Annotated in this window: 21 protein-coding genes; 13 read left to right on the forward strand and 8 right to left on the reverse strand. The window is 68.7% G+C overall.

Annotation, left to right across the window (positions count from 1 at the left end):
* Positions 1-6 precede the first annotated feature (6 nt).
* Positions 7-2406: an ATP-binding protein gene (locus tag B0F77_RS10595; RefSeq protein ID WP_086662636.1), complete on the forward strand. Its 2400-nt coding sequence runs from the start codon at positions 7-9 to the stop codon at positions 2404-2406.
* On the opposite strand, the gene B0F77_RS10600 is transcribed toward B0F77_RS10595, so the two are convergent.
* Positions 2370-2648, reverse strand: coding sequence for a MoaD/ThiS family protein (locus B0F77_RS10600; protein WP_086662637.1), 279 nt, complete (start codon positions 2646-2648; stop codon positions 2370-2372). The two genes, B0F77_RS10595 and B0F77_RS10600, sit on opposite strands and share 37 nt — an antisense overlap.
* Entirely contained in the window at positions 2645-3703 is a 1059-nt protein-coding gene (gene moaA / locus B0F77_RS10605; RefSeq protein ID WP_245847936.1) for a GTP 3',8-cyclase MoaA, read from the reverse strand. Before moaA ends, B0F77_RS10600 begins: the two co-directional genes overlap by 4 nt.
* Positions 3704-3818: 115 nt before the next feature.
* On the opposite strand from moaA, the gene B0F77_RS10610 reads away from it, so the two are divergent.
* A complete protein-coding gene (locus tag B0F77_RS10610; RefSeq protein WP_086662721.1) occupies positions 3819-4265 on the forward strand; it encodes a MarR family winged helix-turn-helix transcriptional regulator in 447 nt (148 codons plus the stop codon).
* A gap of 3 nt (positions 4266-4268) precedes the next feature.
* Positions 4269-5057: an HAD-IIA family hydrolase gene (locus tag B0F77_RS10615; RefSeq protein ID WP_245847937.1), complete on the forward strand. Its 789-nt coding sequence runs from the start codon at positions 4269-4271 to the stop codon at positions 5055-5057.
* Here B0F77_RS10615 and soxR read toward each other — a convergent pair.
* The gene (gene soxR / locus B0F77_RS10620; protein ID WP_086662639.1) at positions 5027-5518 is read right to left on the reverse strand and encodes a redox-sensitive transcriptional activator SoxR; all 492 of its coding nucleotides are present in this window, start codon (positions 5516-5518) and stop codon (positions 5027-5029) included. The genes B0F77_RS10615 and soxR overlap by 31 nt on opposite strands.
* An 83-nt stretch (positions 5519-5601) precedes the next feature.
* Here soxR and B0F77_RS10625 point away from each other — a divergent pair, with 83 nt between their 5' ends.
* The 6 genes from B0F77_RS10625 (at position 5602) to B0F77_RS10650 (ending at position 11032) form a co-directional block, all read left to right on the forward strand.
* A complete protein-coding gene (locus B0F77_RS10625) occupies positions 5602-6486 on the forward strand; it encodes an NmrA/HSCARG family protein (protein ID WP_086662640.1) in 885 nt (294 codons plus the stop codon).
* A gap of 70 nt (positions 6487-6556) precedes the next feature.
* Entirely contained in the window at positions 6557-7342 is a 786-nt protein-coding gene (locus tag B0F77_RS10630) for a metallophosphoesterase (protein ID WP_086662723.1), read from the forward strand.
* A 14-nt stretch (positions 7343-7356) separates the two neighbouring features.
* The gene (locus B0F77_RS10635; RefSeq protein WP_086662641.1) at positions 7357-8952 is read left to right on the forward strand and encodes an AMP-binding protein; all 1596 of its coding nucleotides are present in this window, start codon (positions 7357-7359) and stop codon (positions 8950-8952) included.
* On the forward strand, positions 8952-9344 hold the full coding sequence (locus B0F77_RS10640; protein WP_086662642.1) for a GNAT family N-acetyltransferase: 393 nt from the start codon (positions 8952-8954) through the stop codon (positions 9342-9344). Before B0F77_RS10635 ends, B0F77_RS10640 begins: the two co-directional genes overlap by 1 nt.
* Positions 9345-9456: 112 nt before the next feature.
* A complete protein-coding gene (locus B0F77_RS10645; protein ID WP_086662643.1) occupies positions 9457-10533 on the forward strand; it encodes a serine hydrolase domain-containing protein in 1077 nt (358 codons plus the stop codon).
* Between the two features lie 106 nt (positions 10534-10639).
* Positions 10640-11032, forward strand: coding sequence for a VOC family protein (locus tag B0F77_RS10650; RefSeq protein ID WP_086662724.1), 393 nt, complete (start codon positions 10640-10642; stop codon positions 11030-11032).
* A 58-nt stretch (positions 11033-11090) separates the two neighbouring features.
* Here the strand turns inward: B0F77_RS10650 and B0F77_RS10655 are convergent, their stop codons facing one another.
* Complete coding sequence (locus B0F77_RS10655; protein WP_086662644.1) at positions 11091-11465, reverse strand: YccF domain-containing protein; 375 nt, start codon at positions 11463-11465, stop codon at positions 11091-11093.
* A gap of 22 nt (positions 11466-11487) precedes the next feature.
* On the opposite strand from B0F77_RS10655, the gene B0F77_RS10660 reads away from it, so the two are divergent.
* The gene (locus B0F77_RS10660) at positions 11488-12444 is read left to right on the forward strand and encodes a Gfo/Idh/MocA family protein (protein ID WP_086662645.1); all 957 of its coding nucleotides are present in this window, start codon (positions 11488-11490) and stop codon (positions 12442-12444) included.
* Here the strand turns inward: B0F77_RS10660 and B0F77_RS10665 are convergent.
* Positions 12423-13628 (reverse strand): Nramp family divalent metal transporter, encoded by a 1206-nt coding sequence (locus B0F77_RS10665; RefSeq protein ID WP_086662646.1) that lies wholly within the window; start codon positions 13626-13628, stop codon positions 12423-12425. The genes B0F77_RS10660 and B0F77_RS10665 overlap by 22 nt on opposite strands.
* Before the next feature lie 37 nt (positions 13629-13665).
* Entirely contained in the window at positions 13666-14208 is a 543-nt protein-coding gene (locus B0F77_RS10670) for a TetR/AcrR family transcriptional regulator (RefSeq protein ID WP_158102661.1), read from the reverse strand.
* A 52-nt stretch (positions 14209-14260) separates the two neighbouring features.
* On the opposite strand from B0F77_RS10670, the gene B0F77_RS10675 reads away from it, so the two are divergent.
* Positions 14261-14878 carry an HAD family hydrolase gene (locus B0F77_RS10675; RefSeq protein WP_086662648.1) on the forward strand — a complete coding sequence of 206 codons (618 nt, stop codon included), beginning with the start codon at positions 14261-14263 and terminating at the stop codon, positions 14876-14878.
* On the opposite strand, the gene B0F77_RS10680 is transcribed toward B0F77_RS10675, so the two are convergent.
* On the reverse strand, positions 14850-15053 hold the full coding sequence (locus B0F77_RS10680; RefSeq protein ID WP_086662649.1) for a hypothetical protein: 204 nt from the start codon (positions 15051-15053) through the stop codon (positions 14850-14852). The two genes, B0F77_RS10675 and B0F77_RS10680, sit on opposite strands and share 29 nt — an antisense overlap.
* A gap of 126 nt (positions 15054-15179) precedes the next feature.
* Between B0F77_RS10680 and B0F77_RS10685 the strand changes: the two genes are divergently transcribed.
* Together B0F77_RS10685 and B0F77_RS10690 are read left to right on the forward strand one after the other, a co-directional pair.
* The gene (locus B0F77_RS10685; protein ID WP_086662725.1) at positions 15180-15569 is read left to right on the forward strand and encodes a cold-shock protein; all 390 of its coding nucleotides are present in this window, start codon (positions 15180-15182) and stop codon (positions 15567-15569) included.
* Between the two features lie 13 nt (positions 15570-15582).
* The gene (locus tag B0F77_RS10690) at positions 15583-16167 is read left to right on the forward strand and encodes an HD domain-containing protein (protein ID WP_086662650.1); all 585 of its coding nucleotides are present in this window, start codon (positions 15583-15585) and stop codon (positions 16165-16167) included.
* Here B0F77_RS10690 and B0F77_RS10695 read toward each other — a convergent pair.
* Positions 16164-16598, reverse strand: coding sequence for a DUF2771 family protein (locus B0F77_RS10695; protein ID WP_086662651.1), 435 nt, complete (start codon positions 16596-16598; stop codon positions 16164-16166). The two genes, B0F77_RS10690 and B0F77_RS10695, sit on opposite strands and share 4 nt — an antisense overlap.
* Positions 16599-16619: the final 21 nt, after the last annotated feature.

Consider the following 16619-nt stretch of genomic DNA (forward strand, 5'->3'; position numbering starts at 1 on the left):
GGTCATATGAGCAAGGAGCCTCGGCTGATCGCACTGCACCGGGCGCTGGCTGCCAGGGCGGGCCAACCGGTGTTGTTCGCGGATCTCGTCCAGGCGGTCTGGGGTGACGAGCCGCCCGTCAATCCGCTGGCCGCCCTTCGTTCGCTGGTCCACCGGCTGCGGCAGTCGACCGACGACGAGATCGTCACGGACGCCACCGGCTACCGGCTCGTGGCGCGTGGGCCCGGTCCGGCGCAGCTGCCCGCCGACCTGCCGGATTTCGTGGGCAGGGACGAGGAACTCGCCGCGTTGTCCGTGCTGGCCGCGACGGACGCGCCGGTCGTGGTGATCACCGGCCCGCCCGGCGTCGGCAAGACCGCGCTCGCGATCAAACTCGCGCACCGCGTCCGGGACCGGTTTCCGGACGGTCAGCTGCACGTCAACCTGCGTGGGTTCGCGACCGGACCGGCGGTCACCGTCGAGCAGGCGCTGGGCCGGTTCCTGCGGGCACTCGGGGTGCCGCCGGAGCGGGTGCCGCTCGAACGCGACGAGCAGGTCGAGCTCTACCGGTCGAAGCTGCGCGGCCGCCGAGTGTTGGTGGTGCTCGACAACGCGGCGGAGCTCAGTCCACTGATACCGGACGTGGAGGGCTGCACGGCCATCGTGACCAGCCGCAACGACCTGGAGGGCCAGGTCCGGCTGGACGTGCTGGCCGAGGCGGAGGCCGGCACGCTGCTCGACTGGTGGAAGATCGACGGTTCGGCGGAGGAGCGCGCCGAGCTGATCAGGCTGTGCGCGAACCTGCCGCTGGCGTTGCGGATCGCGGGCGCGCACCTCGCTGATCGGCACCTGCCCGACTACCTGGCCGAGCTCCGCGGCGACGGCCGGCTGGACGCGCTGGAGATCGAGGGCGACGCGGCGGTGCGGGCGGCGTTCGACCTGTCCTACACGGCGCTGCCGGCCGAGGCGCGCCGGTTGTTCGGACTGCTCAGCGTGCACCCGGGAACCGACTTCGGCGTGCGGTCCGCTGCCGTCATCGGTGATTTGTCCACTGAGGACAGTGCAACGCTGATGGGCGTGCTGGTGCGGGCAGGGCTCGTCCAGCAAGCGGGAGAACGGTTCCAGCTGCACGACCTGATCCGGCTCTTCGCCTCCGAGCAGGTGGGCGCGGAAGCGGCACCGGCTCTGCGCCGACTGCTGTCCTTCTACCTGGCCACCGCACGTGTTGCCGCCGAACTCGTCTACCCGACGATGAAACGGCTGGATCCGTTGCCGGTCGACGTCGAGGGCCGGTCGTTCGCGACCGCGGACGAGGCGCGTGCGTGGCTCGACGCGAAACGTTCGGTGCTCGTGGCGGCGGTGCAGGTCGCGCCGCATCCGTTCGCGAGCCAGCTCGCCGACACCTTGCGCGCCTACCTCACTTCCGGCGGCTACCGGTCGGAGTTGGCCATGACGCTGACCGCCGGCCTGGCGTCGGCGCGCGCGGCGGGAGACGTGGTCCGCGAGGCGGCGATGCTCAACGGGGTCGGCGAGATCCACTGGTTCCGGGGGGCCTATGCCGAGGCGCTGGAGACCTACGGCGCGGCGTACGAGCTGGCCACGACGGATCACATGCGGGCGACGTTGCTCAACAACATGGGTTTGCTGCGGCGGGACATCGGCGATGTCACCGGTGCGGTGGCGGACCTGGAGCACGCGTTGCGAATGTCAGGGGGATATCCGGACCTGCAGGTGACCGTGCTGGGCAATCTCGGCTCGATGGCGGGTATCCGCGGCGAGCTGCGCAGGGCGATCGAGCTCTTCGAGGAGGCCAGACGGCTGTCGGAGGAGCACGGACTCCTGCTCAAGGTCGCTGCCGCCGCCGAGGGTCTCGGCGTCGCCCACCTCGAACTGGGGGAGTTCGACGACGCGCAGCGGCACCTGGAGGCTGCGTTGACCTTCTACCAGGAGACGATCGTGGCGCCGTTCTCGACGCCGAACGTGCTGGTCAACCTCGCGGACACAGCCGCGAAGGCCGGTGACCGCGAGCGGGCGCGGACCTTGGCGCTGGCGAGCATCGAGGCGGCGCGGAAGGTCGAGGACGCCCGCATCGAGGTCGAGGCGCTGGTCGTGCTGGGAGACCTGACGGCGGCGATCGAGATGGCGAACGAGGTCGACCACCCGGTTGGCCGGCGCAAGGCACAGCTGCAGCTCGCGAGGCATGACCGGGCGCTGGCCGAGGAACTCTTGCGGGACGTGCGGGACAGCGACGACCTGCTGCTGGAGTCACCGGCGTTGCTCGCGCTGGCCGAGGCGACAGGTGACGCGGCAGTGGCACGCGAGGCGCTGGAGCTGGCCCGGTCACGTGAACAGGGCGCCGTGGTGGCTCAGGCGGAGGCGTTCCTGGCCGCTCAGCCGCCGGCGAACGGCGGCAGCACGTCCAGCTGAGAGCCCGCGGGCACGCGCGTCGACGTGTCGCGCACCGCGACGCCGTCCAGCAGGAAGCTGGACGCGGCGAGGACCTTGCCGAGCTGGGAGCCGTGCCGTTCACCGATGGTGCTCACCACGAGCGCCACGGTGGGTTCGGAGGCGTCGAGCAGCAGGTCCTCGTCGGCCACCCCGGCCGCAGCGCGCGCACCCGCGAAGTAGCGGATCTTGACGGCCGTCCCGGGCAGGGATGTCACAGTCATCCTCCGATGGCGCTCATGGGACGGTCCGGCTGGTGGAAGCCCGCGTCGTTGATGCCGTGACCGGCCGCTTTGGCCCACATGGTGGCACGCCAGGCGTCGGCGATCGCCTCGTCGGGGCTGCCGTCGCGCAGCAGCGTGCGCAGGTCGGTCTCGCCCTGGCTGAACAGGCAGTTGCGGATCTGACCGTCGGAGGTGAGCCGGGTGCGGTCGCACGCGGCGCAGAACGGCCTGGTCACCGACGCGATCACGCCGACGACCGAGGGTCCGCCGTCGACCAGCCAGCGCTCGGCGGGCGCACCGCCGCGAGGGGTTTCCTCGGGCGTGAGGGTGTACGCGGTCGAGAGCTTCGTGAGGATCTCGTCGGCCGTCACCATGTTCGTGCGCGTCCAACCGTGCTGTGCGTCCAGCGGCATCTGCTCGATGAACCGCAGCTGGTAGCCGTTCTCGACGCAGAAGCGCAGCAGCGGCACGGCCTCGTCCTCGTTCAACCCGCGCATCAGCACGGAGTTGACCTTCACCGGCTCCAGCCCGGCCTCACGGGCGGCGTCCAGCCCGTCCAGCACGTCCGTGATGCGGTCGCGCCTGGTCAGCGTCGCGAACCGGTCGGGGTCGAGGGTGTCGAGCGAGACGTTGATCCGGTTCAGGCCCGCCGCCTTGAGCGACTTCGCCCGGCGGGACAGCCCGATGCCGTTCGTCGTCATCGACATCCGCGGCCGCGGCTCCAGCTCGGCCGTCGCGGCGATGACGTGCTCCAGGCCGCGCCGCAGCAACGGCTCGCCGCCCGTGAACCGGATGTCCGTGACGCCCAGGTCGACCACCGCGATCCGCATGAGCCGGATCAGCTCGGCGTCGGTGAGGAGCTCGTCCTTCTGCAGCCAGTCGAGCCCCTCGGCCGGCATGCAGTACGTGCAGCGCAGGTTGCAGCGGTCGGTCAGCGACACGCGCAGGTCCGTCGCCACCCGGCCGAACCGGTCGACGAGCAGAGGCGAGTCCGGTCGTGCGGACACGTCAGGGGTGCCGCGCACGATGGGTAGTCCCAGGTCCACTGCTGTCACCTTATTTAGCTTAATGAACAACCCCTTGTAGATGCCTCCACAAACGAGGTTTCTCACGTTCCGCCCGTTTGGAGCACTGTCACAAGGAATTGTCTTAGTGGCTAAGATGTTCGACATGGAACCTGAAGTGCTCGAGAGGTTCACCTGGTACATGCGTGAGCAGAGCGCGCTCACCGTCATGTTCCACTCGAAGATCGCCGAGAAGATGGGCGTGTCCGCGACCGACGAGAAGTGCATCGATCTCATCATGAGGGCCGATGGACCGGTCACCGCGGGCCGGATCGCCGAACTCTCCGGCCTCTCCACCGGAGCCGTCACGGGCGTGATCGACCGCCTCGAACGTGCCGGTTTCGTCCGCCGTGTCCGAGATCCGCACGACCGCCGCAAGGTGTTGGTCGAGGTCACGGTCGGCGACGTGGAGAAGTTCGGTCAGCTCTTCGAGGTGGCCCGGCAGAGCCTGATCGAGGTGCTCAGCCACTTCGGCGACGACGAGCTCCAGGTTATCGAGCGTTATCTCCAGGTCCAGATCGAGACGTTCCGCAAGCGCGTGATCGATACTTAGTCCATGTGGCACTACTTGATGGACATGGACGGCGTCCTCGTGCACGAGGAGCACCTGATCCCCGGAGCGGACGAGTTCGTCGCGGAGCTGCGCGCTTCCGAGACCCCGTTCCTCGTGCTCACCAACAACTCCATCTACACGCCACGGGACCTGCGCGCCCGGCTGCAGCGCACCGGCCTGGACATCCCGGAACAGTCGATCTGGACGTCCGCGCTGGCCACGGCCAGGTTCCTGGACTCGCAGCGCCCGAACGGCTCGGCCTTCGTGATCGGCGAGGCCGGCCTGACCACCGCGCTGCACGAGATCGGCTACGTGCTGACCGACCGCGACCCGGACTACGTCGTGCTCGGCGAGACCCGCACCTACAGCTTCACCGCCATCACCAAGGCCATCCGCCTGGTCGAGGAGGGCGCGAAGTTCATCGCGACCAACCCGGACGCGACCGGGCCTTCGAGGGAGGGCTCGCTGCCCGCGACCGGAGCCGTGGCGGCGTTGATCGAGCGCGCCACCGGCCGTGAGCCCTACTACGTGGGCAAGCCGAACCCGTTGATGATGAGGTCGGCGTTGCGCGCGCTGGGCTCGCACTCGGAGAACGCGCTGATGATCGGCGACCGGATGGACACCGACGTGCGTTCGGGCCTGGAGGCCGGTCTGTCGACCATCCTCGTGCTGTCCGGGATCTTCACCTCGGAGCACGCGGAGATGTACCCGTACCGGCCGACGCGCGTGCTCAAGTCGATCGCCGAGCTGGTCGGTCACTCTCAGGACCCGTTCGGCGACTGGTCCGGCTGACGTTCGGACGGTGGCGGCAGACGGCGTGCGCCGGGCCCTTCGCGGCCCAGCACGTCGCGCGGGTTCCTCAGGTGGCACGACCGCAGTGAGAGGCAGCCGCAGCCGATGCAGTCGTCGAGGGTGTCCCGCAGCGCGTGCAGCTGGGCGATCCGCGCGTCGAGGATGACGCGCCATCCCTTGGACAGGCGTGTCCAGTCCTCGCGTGTCGGCGTGCGTTCGCTGGGCAGCTGGTCCAGGGCTGCCCGGATCGTCGCCAGCGGGATGCCGACGTTCTGCGAGGTCTTGATGAAGGCGACCCGGCGCAGTGTGTCGCGGCTGTACCGGCGCTGGTTGCTCGCTGTCCGGGCGCTGCGGATGAGGCCCTGGCGCTCGTAGAAGTGCAGCGCGGAGATCGCGACACCACTGCGCTCGGCGACCTGTCCGACGGTGAGTTCGTGGAACGTGGTGTGCGCCCTCGGCATGGCCGGGAACGTAGCACTTGACCTCAACCAAAGTTGAGGCCAGAGGATCGCGTTCGTCCACCAAACGCGATCAAGGAGCATTCGTGACCTCCGTTCTCGTCATCGGCGCCACCGGGAAGCAGGGCGGCGCCGTCGCCGAGCTCCTGCTCGACCACGGCCACGACGTCACCGCCTACGTGCGTTCGCCCGAGTCGCCATCCGCACAGGCGCTGTCCACCGCCGGCGCCCGGCTGGTCACCGGCGACCTGGCTGATCCGCAGGCACTCGCTCGTGCCGCACGAGGAGCTGACGCGATCTTCGGGCTGTCCGTGCCGTTCGGCTCCGGCGGCAAGGACGAGGAAGTCGCCCAAGGTCGTCTCCTGGTCGATGTCGCGGCGAAGACCGACGCGCACCTCGTCTACTCCTCGGTGCGTGGCGCCGACCGGCTGACGGCGACCGACATCGACCACGCCGACAGCAAGCAGCTCGTGGAGGCCTACCTGCGTGGTCAGCAGGTCCGGGCGACGGTTCTGGGGCCGGTGTACTTCATGGAGAACGTGCTCAACGTCGGCTTCAGCCGCCTCACCGACGGTGTCCTGGTCAACCCGCTCTCCGCGGGCAAGCCACTGGACCAGGTCACCGTCAGGGACATCGCCGGTCTCGCCGTGCACGCCGTCGAGCAGCCGGACCGGTTCATCGGCAAGCGGATCGACATCGCCTCCGATCGGGTGACCGGCGAACAGGCGGCCGGGATCCTCAGCGACGTGCTCGGGCGTGAGATTCCCTACCGGCAGCTGCCGTTGCCGCAGGTCCGCCAGTGGGCCGGCGACGAGATCGCCGACATGTTCCAGCGGTTCGAGGACAACACCGACTTCCTCGACATCGAGACCCTGCACGCCGACCACCCCGACGTGACCTGGCACAGCTACGCCGACTGGGCCAGGACCGTCGACTGGGACCGCGTCCTGCAGAGCCCGGCGACGGCGTGAACTGGGCTGCCCACTGACGCGCGAGGACAAATCACCTATCGTCGCGGACGTGGACACGGATCGACGCTCGATGTACGTCGTGGGCGACGTGCACGGGCACCTCGCCGAACTGACCAGGGCCCTGCACGTCGCCGAACTGTGCGACGAGGAAGGGCACTGGGCGGGCGGCGAGGCCGAACTGTGGTTCCTCGGCGACTTCGTGGACCGCGGGCCGGACGGCGTGGGCGTGATCGACCTGGTCATGCGCCTCGGCGAGGAGGCGGCCGAGGCGGGTGGGTCGGTCAACTCGTTGATCGGCAACCACGAGGTGCTGCTGCTCGGCATGCACCGGTTCGGCGACGACCAGGTGCCGGACAGCCTGGGGCCGCGGTCGTTCGCGCGCAGCTGGCTGCTCAACGGCGGGCTGCGCAGCGACCAGGACCGGCTGACCGAGGAGCACGTCGAGTGGCTCACCAGCAGACCGGTGCTGAAGCTGCGCGACGAGCACCTGCTGATGCACTCCGACACGGTGGCCTACCTCGAATGGGGGTCCTCGATCGAGGAGGTCAACGAGGCCGTTCGGCAGGTGCTCAAGGGCGACGACCTCGTCGACTGGTGGGAGTGCTGGCGCAAGATGACGACCCGGTACGCGTTCCGTGGTCCACAGGGGCCCGAAATCGCGGATGAGCTGCTCGCGACCCTTGGCGGCAGCAAGATCGTGCACGGCCACAGCGTCATCGCGGACCAGCTCGGGGTGCCGCCGGAGCAGATCGACGGGCCGCTCGTGTACGCCGACGACAAGGTGCTGGCGATCGACGCCGGCCTCTACAGCGGCGGTCCGTGCCTGGTCGTCCCCTTGCCATACGCCGGAGCCTGACTACGGTCAGGCAGATGACCGCCAGCTACTCCTCGGGCACCTCCGCCGCCCCGCTGCTGGGCGACACGATCCACGCGAACTTCGCCGCGACCGTCGCGCGTTTCGGTGATCGTGAGGCACTTGTCGACAAGGCCACAGATCGACGGTGGACCTACGCCGAGCTCTCGGCCGAGGTCGACAAAGCGGCGGCCGGGCTCACCAGCCTCGGCGTGCGCAAGGGCGACCGGGTCGGGATCTGGGCGCCGAACTGCGCCGAGTGGGTGTTCGTGCAGTACGCGACGGCCCGGATCGGCGCGATCCTGGTCAACGTCAACCCGGCGTACCGGGTGCACGAGCTGGAGTACGTGCTGAACCAGGCCGGCATCCACACGCTGGTGTCCGCGCGCACGTTCAAGACCTCCGACTACGCCGCGATGATCGAAGAGGTCCGGCCGCGGTGTGAGGCGTTGCGGCACGTGGTGTTCGTCGACGATCCACAGTGGACCGGCACCGAGATCCCGGACGTCGAGCTGGACCGCGACGACCCGATCAACATCCAGTACACCTCCGGCACCACGGGATTCCCCAAGGGCGCGACGCTCAGCCACCACAACATCCTCAACAACGGCTACTTCGTCGGCGAGCTGATCAACTACACCGAGCACGACCGCATCTGCGTGGTGCCGCCGTTCTACCACTGCTTCGGCATGGTCATGGGCAACCTCGCCGCCACCAGCCACGGCGCCTGCGTGGTGATCCCCGCGCCGGCGTTCGACCCGGTCAAAACCCTTGCGGCGGTTCAGGAAGAGCGCTGTACCAGCCTCTACGGCGTGCCGACGATGTTCATCGCGATGCTCGACCTGGTCGACGGTTACGACCTGAGCAGCCTGCGCACCGGCATCATGGCCGGCTCCCCGTGCCCGGTCGAGGTGATGAAGCAGGTCGTCGACCGCATGGGCATGCGCGAGGTCTCGATCTGCTACGGCATGACCGAAACCTCGCCGGTGTCAACGCAAACGCGCATCGACGACTCACTCGACCGTCGAGTCGGGACGGTCGGCCGGGTCGGTCCGCACCTCGAGGTCAAGGTGGTCGACCCGGAAACGGGCCTCACGGTTGCGCGTGGGGTGCCGGGGGAGCTGTGCACGCGGGGCTACTCCGTCATGCTCGGCTACTGGAACGAGCCCGAGAAAACGGCCGAGGCGGTGGACCAGGCGGGCTGGATGCACACCGGCGACCTCGCGGTGATGGACGACGACGACTACGTGAACATCACCGGCCGGATCAAGGACATGGTCATCCGCGGCGGCGAGAACATCTATCCCCGCGAGATCGAGGAGTTCCTCTACACCCACCCGGACGTGCTCGACGCGCAGGTGATCGGCGTGCCCGACGCGAAGTACGGCGAGGAGCTCATGGCCTGGGTCCGCCTGCGCGAGGGCGCCGAGCCGCTGACCGCCGAGGCCGTCCGCGAGTTCTGCACCGGCAAGCTGGCCCACTACAAGGTCCCGCGGTACGTGCACGTGGTGGAGGAGTTCCCGATGACGGTCACGGGCAAGGTCCGCAAGGTGGAGATGCGGGCGAAGGCCGTGGAACTGCTGAGCCTGGACGACAGCGTCGAGCACGCCTAGTGATCACCTACGAGTGGCGGGGCGAGGTCGACAACGCGGCGGTCAACGCACTGCACGCCGAATGCTTCGAACACGAGTTGCTGGACGACGACTGGCGAGCGCAGGTGAACCGGCACAGCCTCGGCTGGGTGTGCGCCCAGGAGGCCGGCCGGCTGATGGGGTTCGTGAACATCGCTTGGGACGGCGGTGTGCACGCCTTCGTCATCGACACGATGGTGTCCGCGCGGGCTCGGCGCCGTGGTGTCGGTACCGCGCTGATCCGGACCGCCGTGCCGCACGTCCGGGCCGTCGGCTGCGAGTGGCTCCACGTCGACTTCGACGACCACCTGAGCGAGTTCTACCTCCAGGCCTGCGGGTTCTCCCCGACCAAGGCCGGACTCATCGCCCTCTGAGGTGGTCAGGGGTGGATCAGGGACCGACCGGGGTGATCACCGATGGGCGCCGGCGGCCCGGCGCGGCAGAGTCGGCGCCGCCACCTTGATCCTTTCCCCGGAGCCGTCCACCATGCGCAAACGCATCACCTCCGCAGTCCTGGCCACCACCCTCGCGATCGGCGCCGCGTTCCCCGCGACCGCCGCGACGTCCGTGGGTCCCGGCGTGCGCGGAGTCCTCGACCGGCTGCCGGACGACGTCGTGGCGGGCGCGCTGGTCAGACACGACGGCGCAGGGGCCGCGGCCGGTCCGGTCACCGCCGACGCGCACTTCCGGATCGGCAGCGTCACCAAGGTGTTCACCAGCACCGTGGTGCTCCAGCTCGTCGCCGAACACCGCGTCGACCTCGACGCGCCGGCCCACCGCTACGTCCCGGAACTGATGCCCCGCCAGTACGACGGCGTGACCGTGCGCCAGCTCCTCGACCACACCAGCGGCCTGCCCAAGCCGGCCGCGGCTCCGAGTCCGCTGGACGGTCCCGGGTGGTGGCTCAGGTCCGTGTCGCCTCGCGACGCCCTGCGCGCCTCGTTCGCGGCGGCCACCGCCGTGCCGCCCGCACCCGGCTCCGAGCAGCAGTACAACGGGCTCAACTCGCTCGTTCTCGGCCTGCTCGTCGAGGAGGTCACCGGCCACTCCTTCGCCTGCGAACTGGAGCGGCGGATCATCCGGCCGCTGCGACTGCGGCACACGAGTCTTCCCGACGGCCCGGCGATCCCCTCGCCCCACGCGCGGGTGTACGTCGGCGGGGACGACGTGACCGAGCAGAGCCCGTACCCGTGGGCGGAGGGCGGCGTGATCTCCACGGCCGCCGACCTGGACCGCTTCCTCGTCGCGCTGTTCCAGGGCCGCCTGCTGCCTCCTGCTGAGCAGAAGCTGCTGTTCGACGTGCCGAACGTGCCAGGAGCGGCGACCAACACGAGGTACTGCTTCGGCACCGAGGCTTGCTACAGCGTGGGTGGGCTGATGCGTTACCGGCTGCCGAGCGGGGAGTACGCGTGGGGCAAGACCGGCTCGCGCCCCGGCTGGGACAACGGGTTCTTCGCCACGCGGGACCTGCGTCACCGCGTGGTCTACTCGCTGAACCCGACCGGGCGGGGCTCCGACCTCGACCACATCAAGGCGATCGTCGGCGCTGGGCTCGCTGACTGACCTCCGGCCGTGTCCGGGGAACTACTGCGGGCGACGGGCGGAAAGACCCTTGTGGACGGAGTGTGACGCGCGCAACATCGATGGATTCCGCCAGAAGGAGGCGCGCATGCTCACCGCCACCAAGACCACCACGATGCTGCCCGTCGAAGACTCCGACCGCGCCGGACGCTTCTACGCGGACATGCTCGGTCTCAAGCCCATCACCACCGCCCCCGACGGCACGCGCATCTTCGAGCTCGGCCAGGGCGACGCGCTGGGTCTGATGCCTGCGGAAAAGGGTGCGCAGACCGCGCACACGGTCCTCAGCTTCGAGGTGCCGAACCTCGAGGACGAGATCCGCGAGCTCGAGAACAAGGGCGTCCACTTCGAGGACTACGACCTGCCCGACTTCAAGACGACCAACCACATCGCGGTCATGGGCACCGAGCGCGCGGCCTGGTTCACCGACACCGAGGGCAACATCCTGTGCCTGCACGAGCTGCTGGGCGACGACGCCTGACGGCTGGTGCCTGCGCAAGTGGTCTCCCGCGACTGCCCCCGGCGGACGCGGGAGACCCTCACGGAACCTCGACGATCTCCTTGCCCAGCGGCACCAGCGAGACCTTCACCAGCTTGAAGTTGGCCAGGCCGAGCGGGATGCCGATGATCGTGACGCACAGCGCGATGCCGGTGAGGACGTGGCCGATGGCGAGCCAGAGGCCGGCGACGATGATCCAGATGATGTTGCCCAGCAACGACCCGGTGCCGGCACCCGGCTTCTCCACGACCTCGCGGCCGAACGGCCAGAGCGCGTAGTTCGCGATGCGGAACGACGCGATGCCCCACGGGATCGTGATGATCAGGATGCAGCAGATGAGGCCGGCGACCGCGTAGCCGACGGCCATCCAGAACCCGGCGAGCACCAGCCAGATCACGTTCAGGATGAGGCGCATACTTCCAATCTAAGCTCACCTCATGAAGTGGGGTGTGATCGCTACCGGTGGAATCGCGCAGACCGTGACCGCCGACATGCTGAAAGTCGAGGGTGTCACGGTTCTGGCCGTGTCCTCACGCGACGTCACGAGGGCGCAAGCGTTTGCCGATCGGTTCGGCATCGAGCGCGCGTACGGCGACTACCGCGAACTGCTCGCTGATCCCGATGTCGAGGTCGTCTACATCGCCACGCCGCACGGCCAGCACCACGAGGTCACGCTCGCCGCGCTCGACGCCGGCAAGCACGTCCTGTGCGAGAAGGCGTTCGCGCTGACGGTCGCCCAGGCCGAGGAGATGATCGACAAGGCGAAGGAGAAGAACCTCTTCCTCATGGAAGCCATGTGGACGCGGTTCAACCCGTTGATCCGCAAGGTCCACGAGGCCGTCCGCAACGGTGAGATCGGCGAGGTCCGCTCCTTGCGCGCCACCTTCGGCTTCGCGCTCGGGTTCGACCCCGACCACCGGCTCTGGGCCAAGGAGGCCGGCGGCGGCGCGCTGCTCGACCTCGGCGTCTACCCGGTCGCGCTCGCGCACATGCTGCTCGGGGTTCCGCTGGAGATCCGGGCCTGGGGCGGCAAGGCACCGTCCGATGTGGACTCGGACGCCGGCCTGCTGCTCGGGTATCCCGGCGGTGTGCACGCGTTGCTGAGCTGCTCGCTCGTCGCGAACATCGGCTGCACCGCGGACATCGTCGGCACCAAGGGCCGGATCGACATCGCCGAGCCGATGTTCAACGCGACGAAGGCGACGATCAACGGCGTCGAGCACACCATCGAGGACGACGGCTACACGCACCAGATCCGCGCGGTCGAGGAGTACGTCGCCGCCGGCCTGACCGAAAGCCCCGCGATCACCTGGCAGAACACTCTGGAGGTCATGCGCACGCTGGAGGAAGCGCTGTACCAGCTCGGCGTGAGCTACGCGGACATCGTCAAGTAGATCAACGCCACGTTCAGCACCACCACCGCGAACGCCACGACGCAGGCGGCGAAGGTGACCGAGCGCCGGTTCGTGAACGAGCCCATCACGGATCGGCGCGCGGTCAGCCAGACCAAAGGCACCAGCGCGAACGGGATGCCGAACGACAGCACGACCTGCGACAGCACCAACGCGAACGTCGGATCGACACCGAACGCCAGGATCGCGAGCGCCGGTACGAGCGTCACCAAACGGCGTGCCAGCAACGGAATCCGCACCCGCAGCAGCCCGTCCATCACCACCGCGCCCGCGTAGCAACCGACGGCCGTCGACGCGAAACCCGAAGCCAGCAAACCCAACGCGAACAGCAGCGCGATCCCGCCACCCAGCGTGGAACCGACAGCCGCGTGCGCGCCTTGCAAGGTGTCCACGCCGGGAACGCCCTGCAAGGCGGAAGCCGCGAGCAACAGCATCGCCATGTTCACCGCACCGGCCAGCACCATCGCGACGACCACGTCGATCTTCGTCGCGCCGAGTACCGAGGGGTTGCGGCCGTGCCGGTCCCTGGCCAGTGCCGAGTGCAGGTAGACCGCGTGCGGCATGACGGTCGCCCCGAGCATGCCCGCCGCGAGCAGCACGCTGTCCGCGCCGTCGAATCGCGGCACCAGACCGGAAACCGCGCCGCTGACCGACGGCGGTGACACGAAGAGTCCCGCCATGAACCCGACCGCGATGACGATCAGCATTGTCGTGATCACGCGCTCGAACGGTTTCTGCCCGCGCTTGTCCTGCACCAGCAGCAAAACCGTCGACACGACACCGGTGATCACGCCGCCGAGCAGCAGCGGGAGGTCGAACAGCAGCGCGAGCGCGATGGCCCCGCCGAGCACCTCGGCGAGATCGGTCGCCATCGCGACCACCTCGGCCTGGCCCCAGTACGCGAGCCGCACCGGACGGGGCAGGTGGTCGCGCACCGCCTCGGGCAACGACTTTCCGGTGACCAGCCCGAGCTTCGCCGACAGGTACTGCACGAGCCCCGCCATGACGTTCGCGACCACGAGCACCCACACCAGCAGGTAGCCGTAGCGCGCACCCGCCGCGGTGTTGGTGGCCACGTTGCCGGGGTCGACGTACGCGATCGCGGCGACGAACGCCGGACCGAGCAACGCCGCACCCGCACGTAAGCGCGTCGAAACAGCGACCATCGGACACCCCCTTGCTGCAAGATTATTGCAACAAGGGTTAAGCCTCCATCGTGGCTCTGGCCACACGCACGACGGCGTCCATCGCACTGTCGAGGTCGCCGCTGGGCATCAGCAGATGGCTCAACGCTAGACGCACGGTGGTTTCCGCCGTGAGCCGCACACGCCTGCCGGGGAAGTGCTCGCTGAGGTGCCGCTCGACGACCTCGGTCGCGTGGAACAGCACGGGATGGCCGCGAATCGTGAGAAACGGCAGCAGGTCCTCGGCATCCTGGCCGGTCAGGATGGCGGACACCAGCCGATCTTTCTCGGTCCGCTCGAAGGTGTACCGGAACGCCGACCGCATCGCGTCCCACGGGTCGGGGTTCTCCTTGAGGCGGGTCACGATCTCGGTGAGGTACTCCTCCGTCTGATGGGCCGCGACGGCCTGGACGAGCCCCTCCTTGTTGCCGAACTCGTTGTAGACGGTCTGTCTGCTCACCCCGGCGCGAGTGGCGACCTCGATCATCCGCAGGCCGTGGAAACCGTGGGCCGCGAGCAGGTCAGCGGCCGCATCGAGTAAGAGCTCGGTGATGTCACTCACGCTGTCAGCTTTACACAATTATTGACTTTGTAAAGACGTAGAGTTGGGCTCTGTGCCGTTCACCGTGGGCTTCGACCTGGACATGACCCTCATCGACCCGAGACCGGGCATGGCCGCGGTGCTGAACGAGGTGGGCGCCCGCACCGGGCACGCCCTGGACGGCGAGCACTTCGCCGCGAACCTCGGCCCGCCCCTCGACATGACCTACCGCGCGATGGGTGTGCCCGAGGAGGAGATCCCGGACCTGGTCACGCTGTTCCGCGCGCTGTACCCGGACGTCGTGATCCCCGGAACCGTCGCGCTCCCCGGAGCCGCCGCTGCTCTGCAGTGCGTGCGCGAGCTCGGCGGCCGGACCATGGTCGTGACCGGCAAGTACCGCAAGAACGCCGCATTGCACCTGGAAGCCCTCGGCTGGGAGGTCGACCACCTCTACGGCGAGCTGTGGGCGACCGGCAAGGCGGAGTCGCTGAAGCTGCACGGCGCGTCGGTCTACGTGGGTGATCACATCGGCGACATGCGTGGCGCGGCAGCGGCCGGAGCACTGGGCGTCGGCGTCGTCACCGGGCCGTGCAGTCGCGCCGAGCTGGCCGAGGCTGGCGCCGCGGTCGTCCTGGAGGACCTGCGTGAGTTCCCGGAGTGGCTCAGGACTTCTTCTGGCGTGCTTTCCTGATCACCGCGATGATTCCGAGCCCCAGGCCGATCGCGGGCAGGTAGGTCGCCGCGACGTTCAGCCAGACCGGCAGGTCGCCGTGGCCCGTGGCGAAGAGCACGAAGACCGCGATGATCGCCAGTACGCCGACGGCGAACAGGCCGATGGCCAGCGGGATCAATTTCGGAGCGGTCATGCCCGGCAGCCTAGTCGCGCTAACGGAGGTGCCTTCGCGCTGGTCTTCTGGCTACTCTGGTGAGACGCGTCTCGGGTACGCCTGGGGCGCGTTCGTTGTGCGACAAGCTTGGGAATGGTGAGCGCGGTGCCGACCGGCAAGGTCAAGTGGTACGACACGGAGAAGGGCTTCGGCTTCGTCACCCAGGACGGTGGCGAGGACGTCTACGTCCGCAAGGCGGCGTTGCCTCCGGGTGTCACCGGTCTGAAGGCCGGTCAGCGCATCGAGTTCGGCATGGCGGAAGGCCGGCGCGGTCCGCAGGCGCTGTCTGTGCGCCTGGTCGACCCGCAGCCGTCGGTCGCCGAGGCGCGCCGCCGTCCCGCGGAGGAGCTGCACGGCCTGATCGAGGACATGATCAAGCTGCTGGAGACCAAGGTCCAGCCTGACCTGCGGCGCGGCCGCTACCCGTCCGACAAGAAGAGCATGAAGCTCGTCGCCGAGGTCGTCCGGGCGGTGGCGCGGGACCTCGATCCGTAAAAAGATCAGCGTCATGTCTGACGCTGACAGGATCGTCGAGTTCCTCTACGAAGTCGGCCAGCTCAAGCGCCTGCCCCGAGCGGGGTGGCTGTTCGCCGGGGTGCAGCACCCCGAGTCGGTGGCGGCCCACTCGTTCCGGGTGGGCGTTCTGTCGTACGCGATCGCCGTCCAGGAGGGTGCGAACCCGGACCGGGCGGCGACGCTGGGGCTGTTCCACGACGTCCCGGAGACGCGGATCGGCGACATCCCGTACGTCGGCAAGCTCTACCTCGACGTGAAGATGTCGCCGGAAGCCGTTGCCGCGGACCAGGTCCGGCACCTGCCCGCGCCGCTGGCCGCGCACATCGAACAGCTGGTCGCCGAGCACGAGTCCGCGAAGAGCGACGACTTCACGCCGGAAGCGCGCTGCTCGCGAGACGCCGACAAGCTGGAGTTGTTGCTGCAGGCCCGCGAGTACCAGGCCGCGGGGATCACCAAGATGGAGCGCTTCATCCAGACCATGCAGGCGTCGGTGGTCACCGACACCGGCAAGGCCCTGATGGACTCGGCTCTGCGAATCGCCCCCAGCGAGTGGTGGGAGGCGTTCGGCAGGCGTTAGCGCGTGATGTCGACGACCCAGGAACCGCGCATCAGCGGCTGGCCGGTCTCCAGCACCGCGCCGGCCGCCTCGTGCACCTCGATGCGCAGCAGCTGGTCGGAGTCGTTCGGCACGGCCAGCGTGTAGGTGTAGTTCTCGCCCTTGCCGAGCAACGGCGAGGTGCAGCCTTCCTGCACCTTCGCGGCGTTCTCGTACACGCACACGACCTCCCAGAGGCCGTCCGCGAGCTGTCCGTCCACGGAGATCTGCACGACCTTGCCCGCAGGCACCTTCAGGCTGCTGGGAGCGTTCTTCTCCGCGCAGTTCTCGCCGGTGACGTCGCAGTAGATCGTCGGCTCGACGCGGATGGTCTTGCCGTTCGCGTAGAACGTGACCTCGGGGTCGTGCCGCTGCAGCGAGCAGCCGGACAGCACGAGAACACTGACAGCCATTACCGAAGCAAGTCGACGCAC

Source organism: Lentzea kentuckyensis (assembly GCF_002150765.1).
Classification (GTDB): domain Bacteria; phylum Actinomycetota; class Actinomycetes; order Mycobacteriales; family Pseudonocardiaceae; genus Lentzea; species Lentzea kentuckyensis.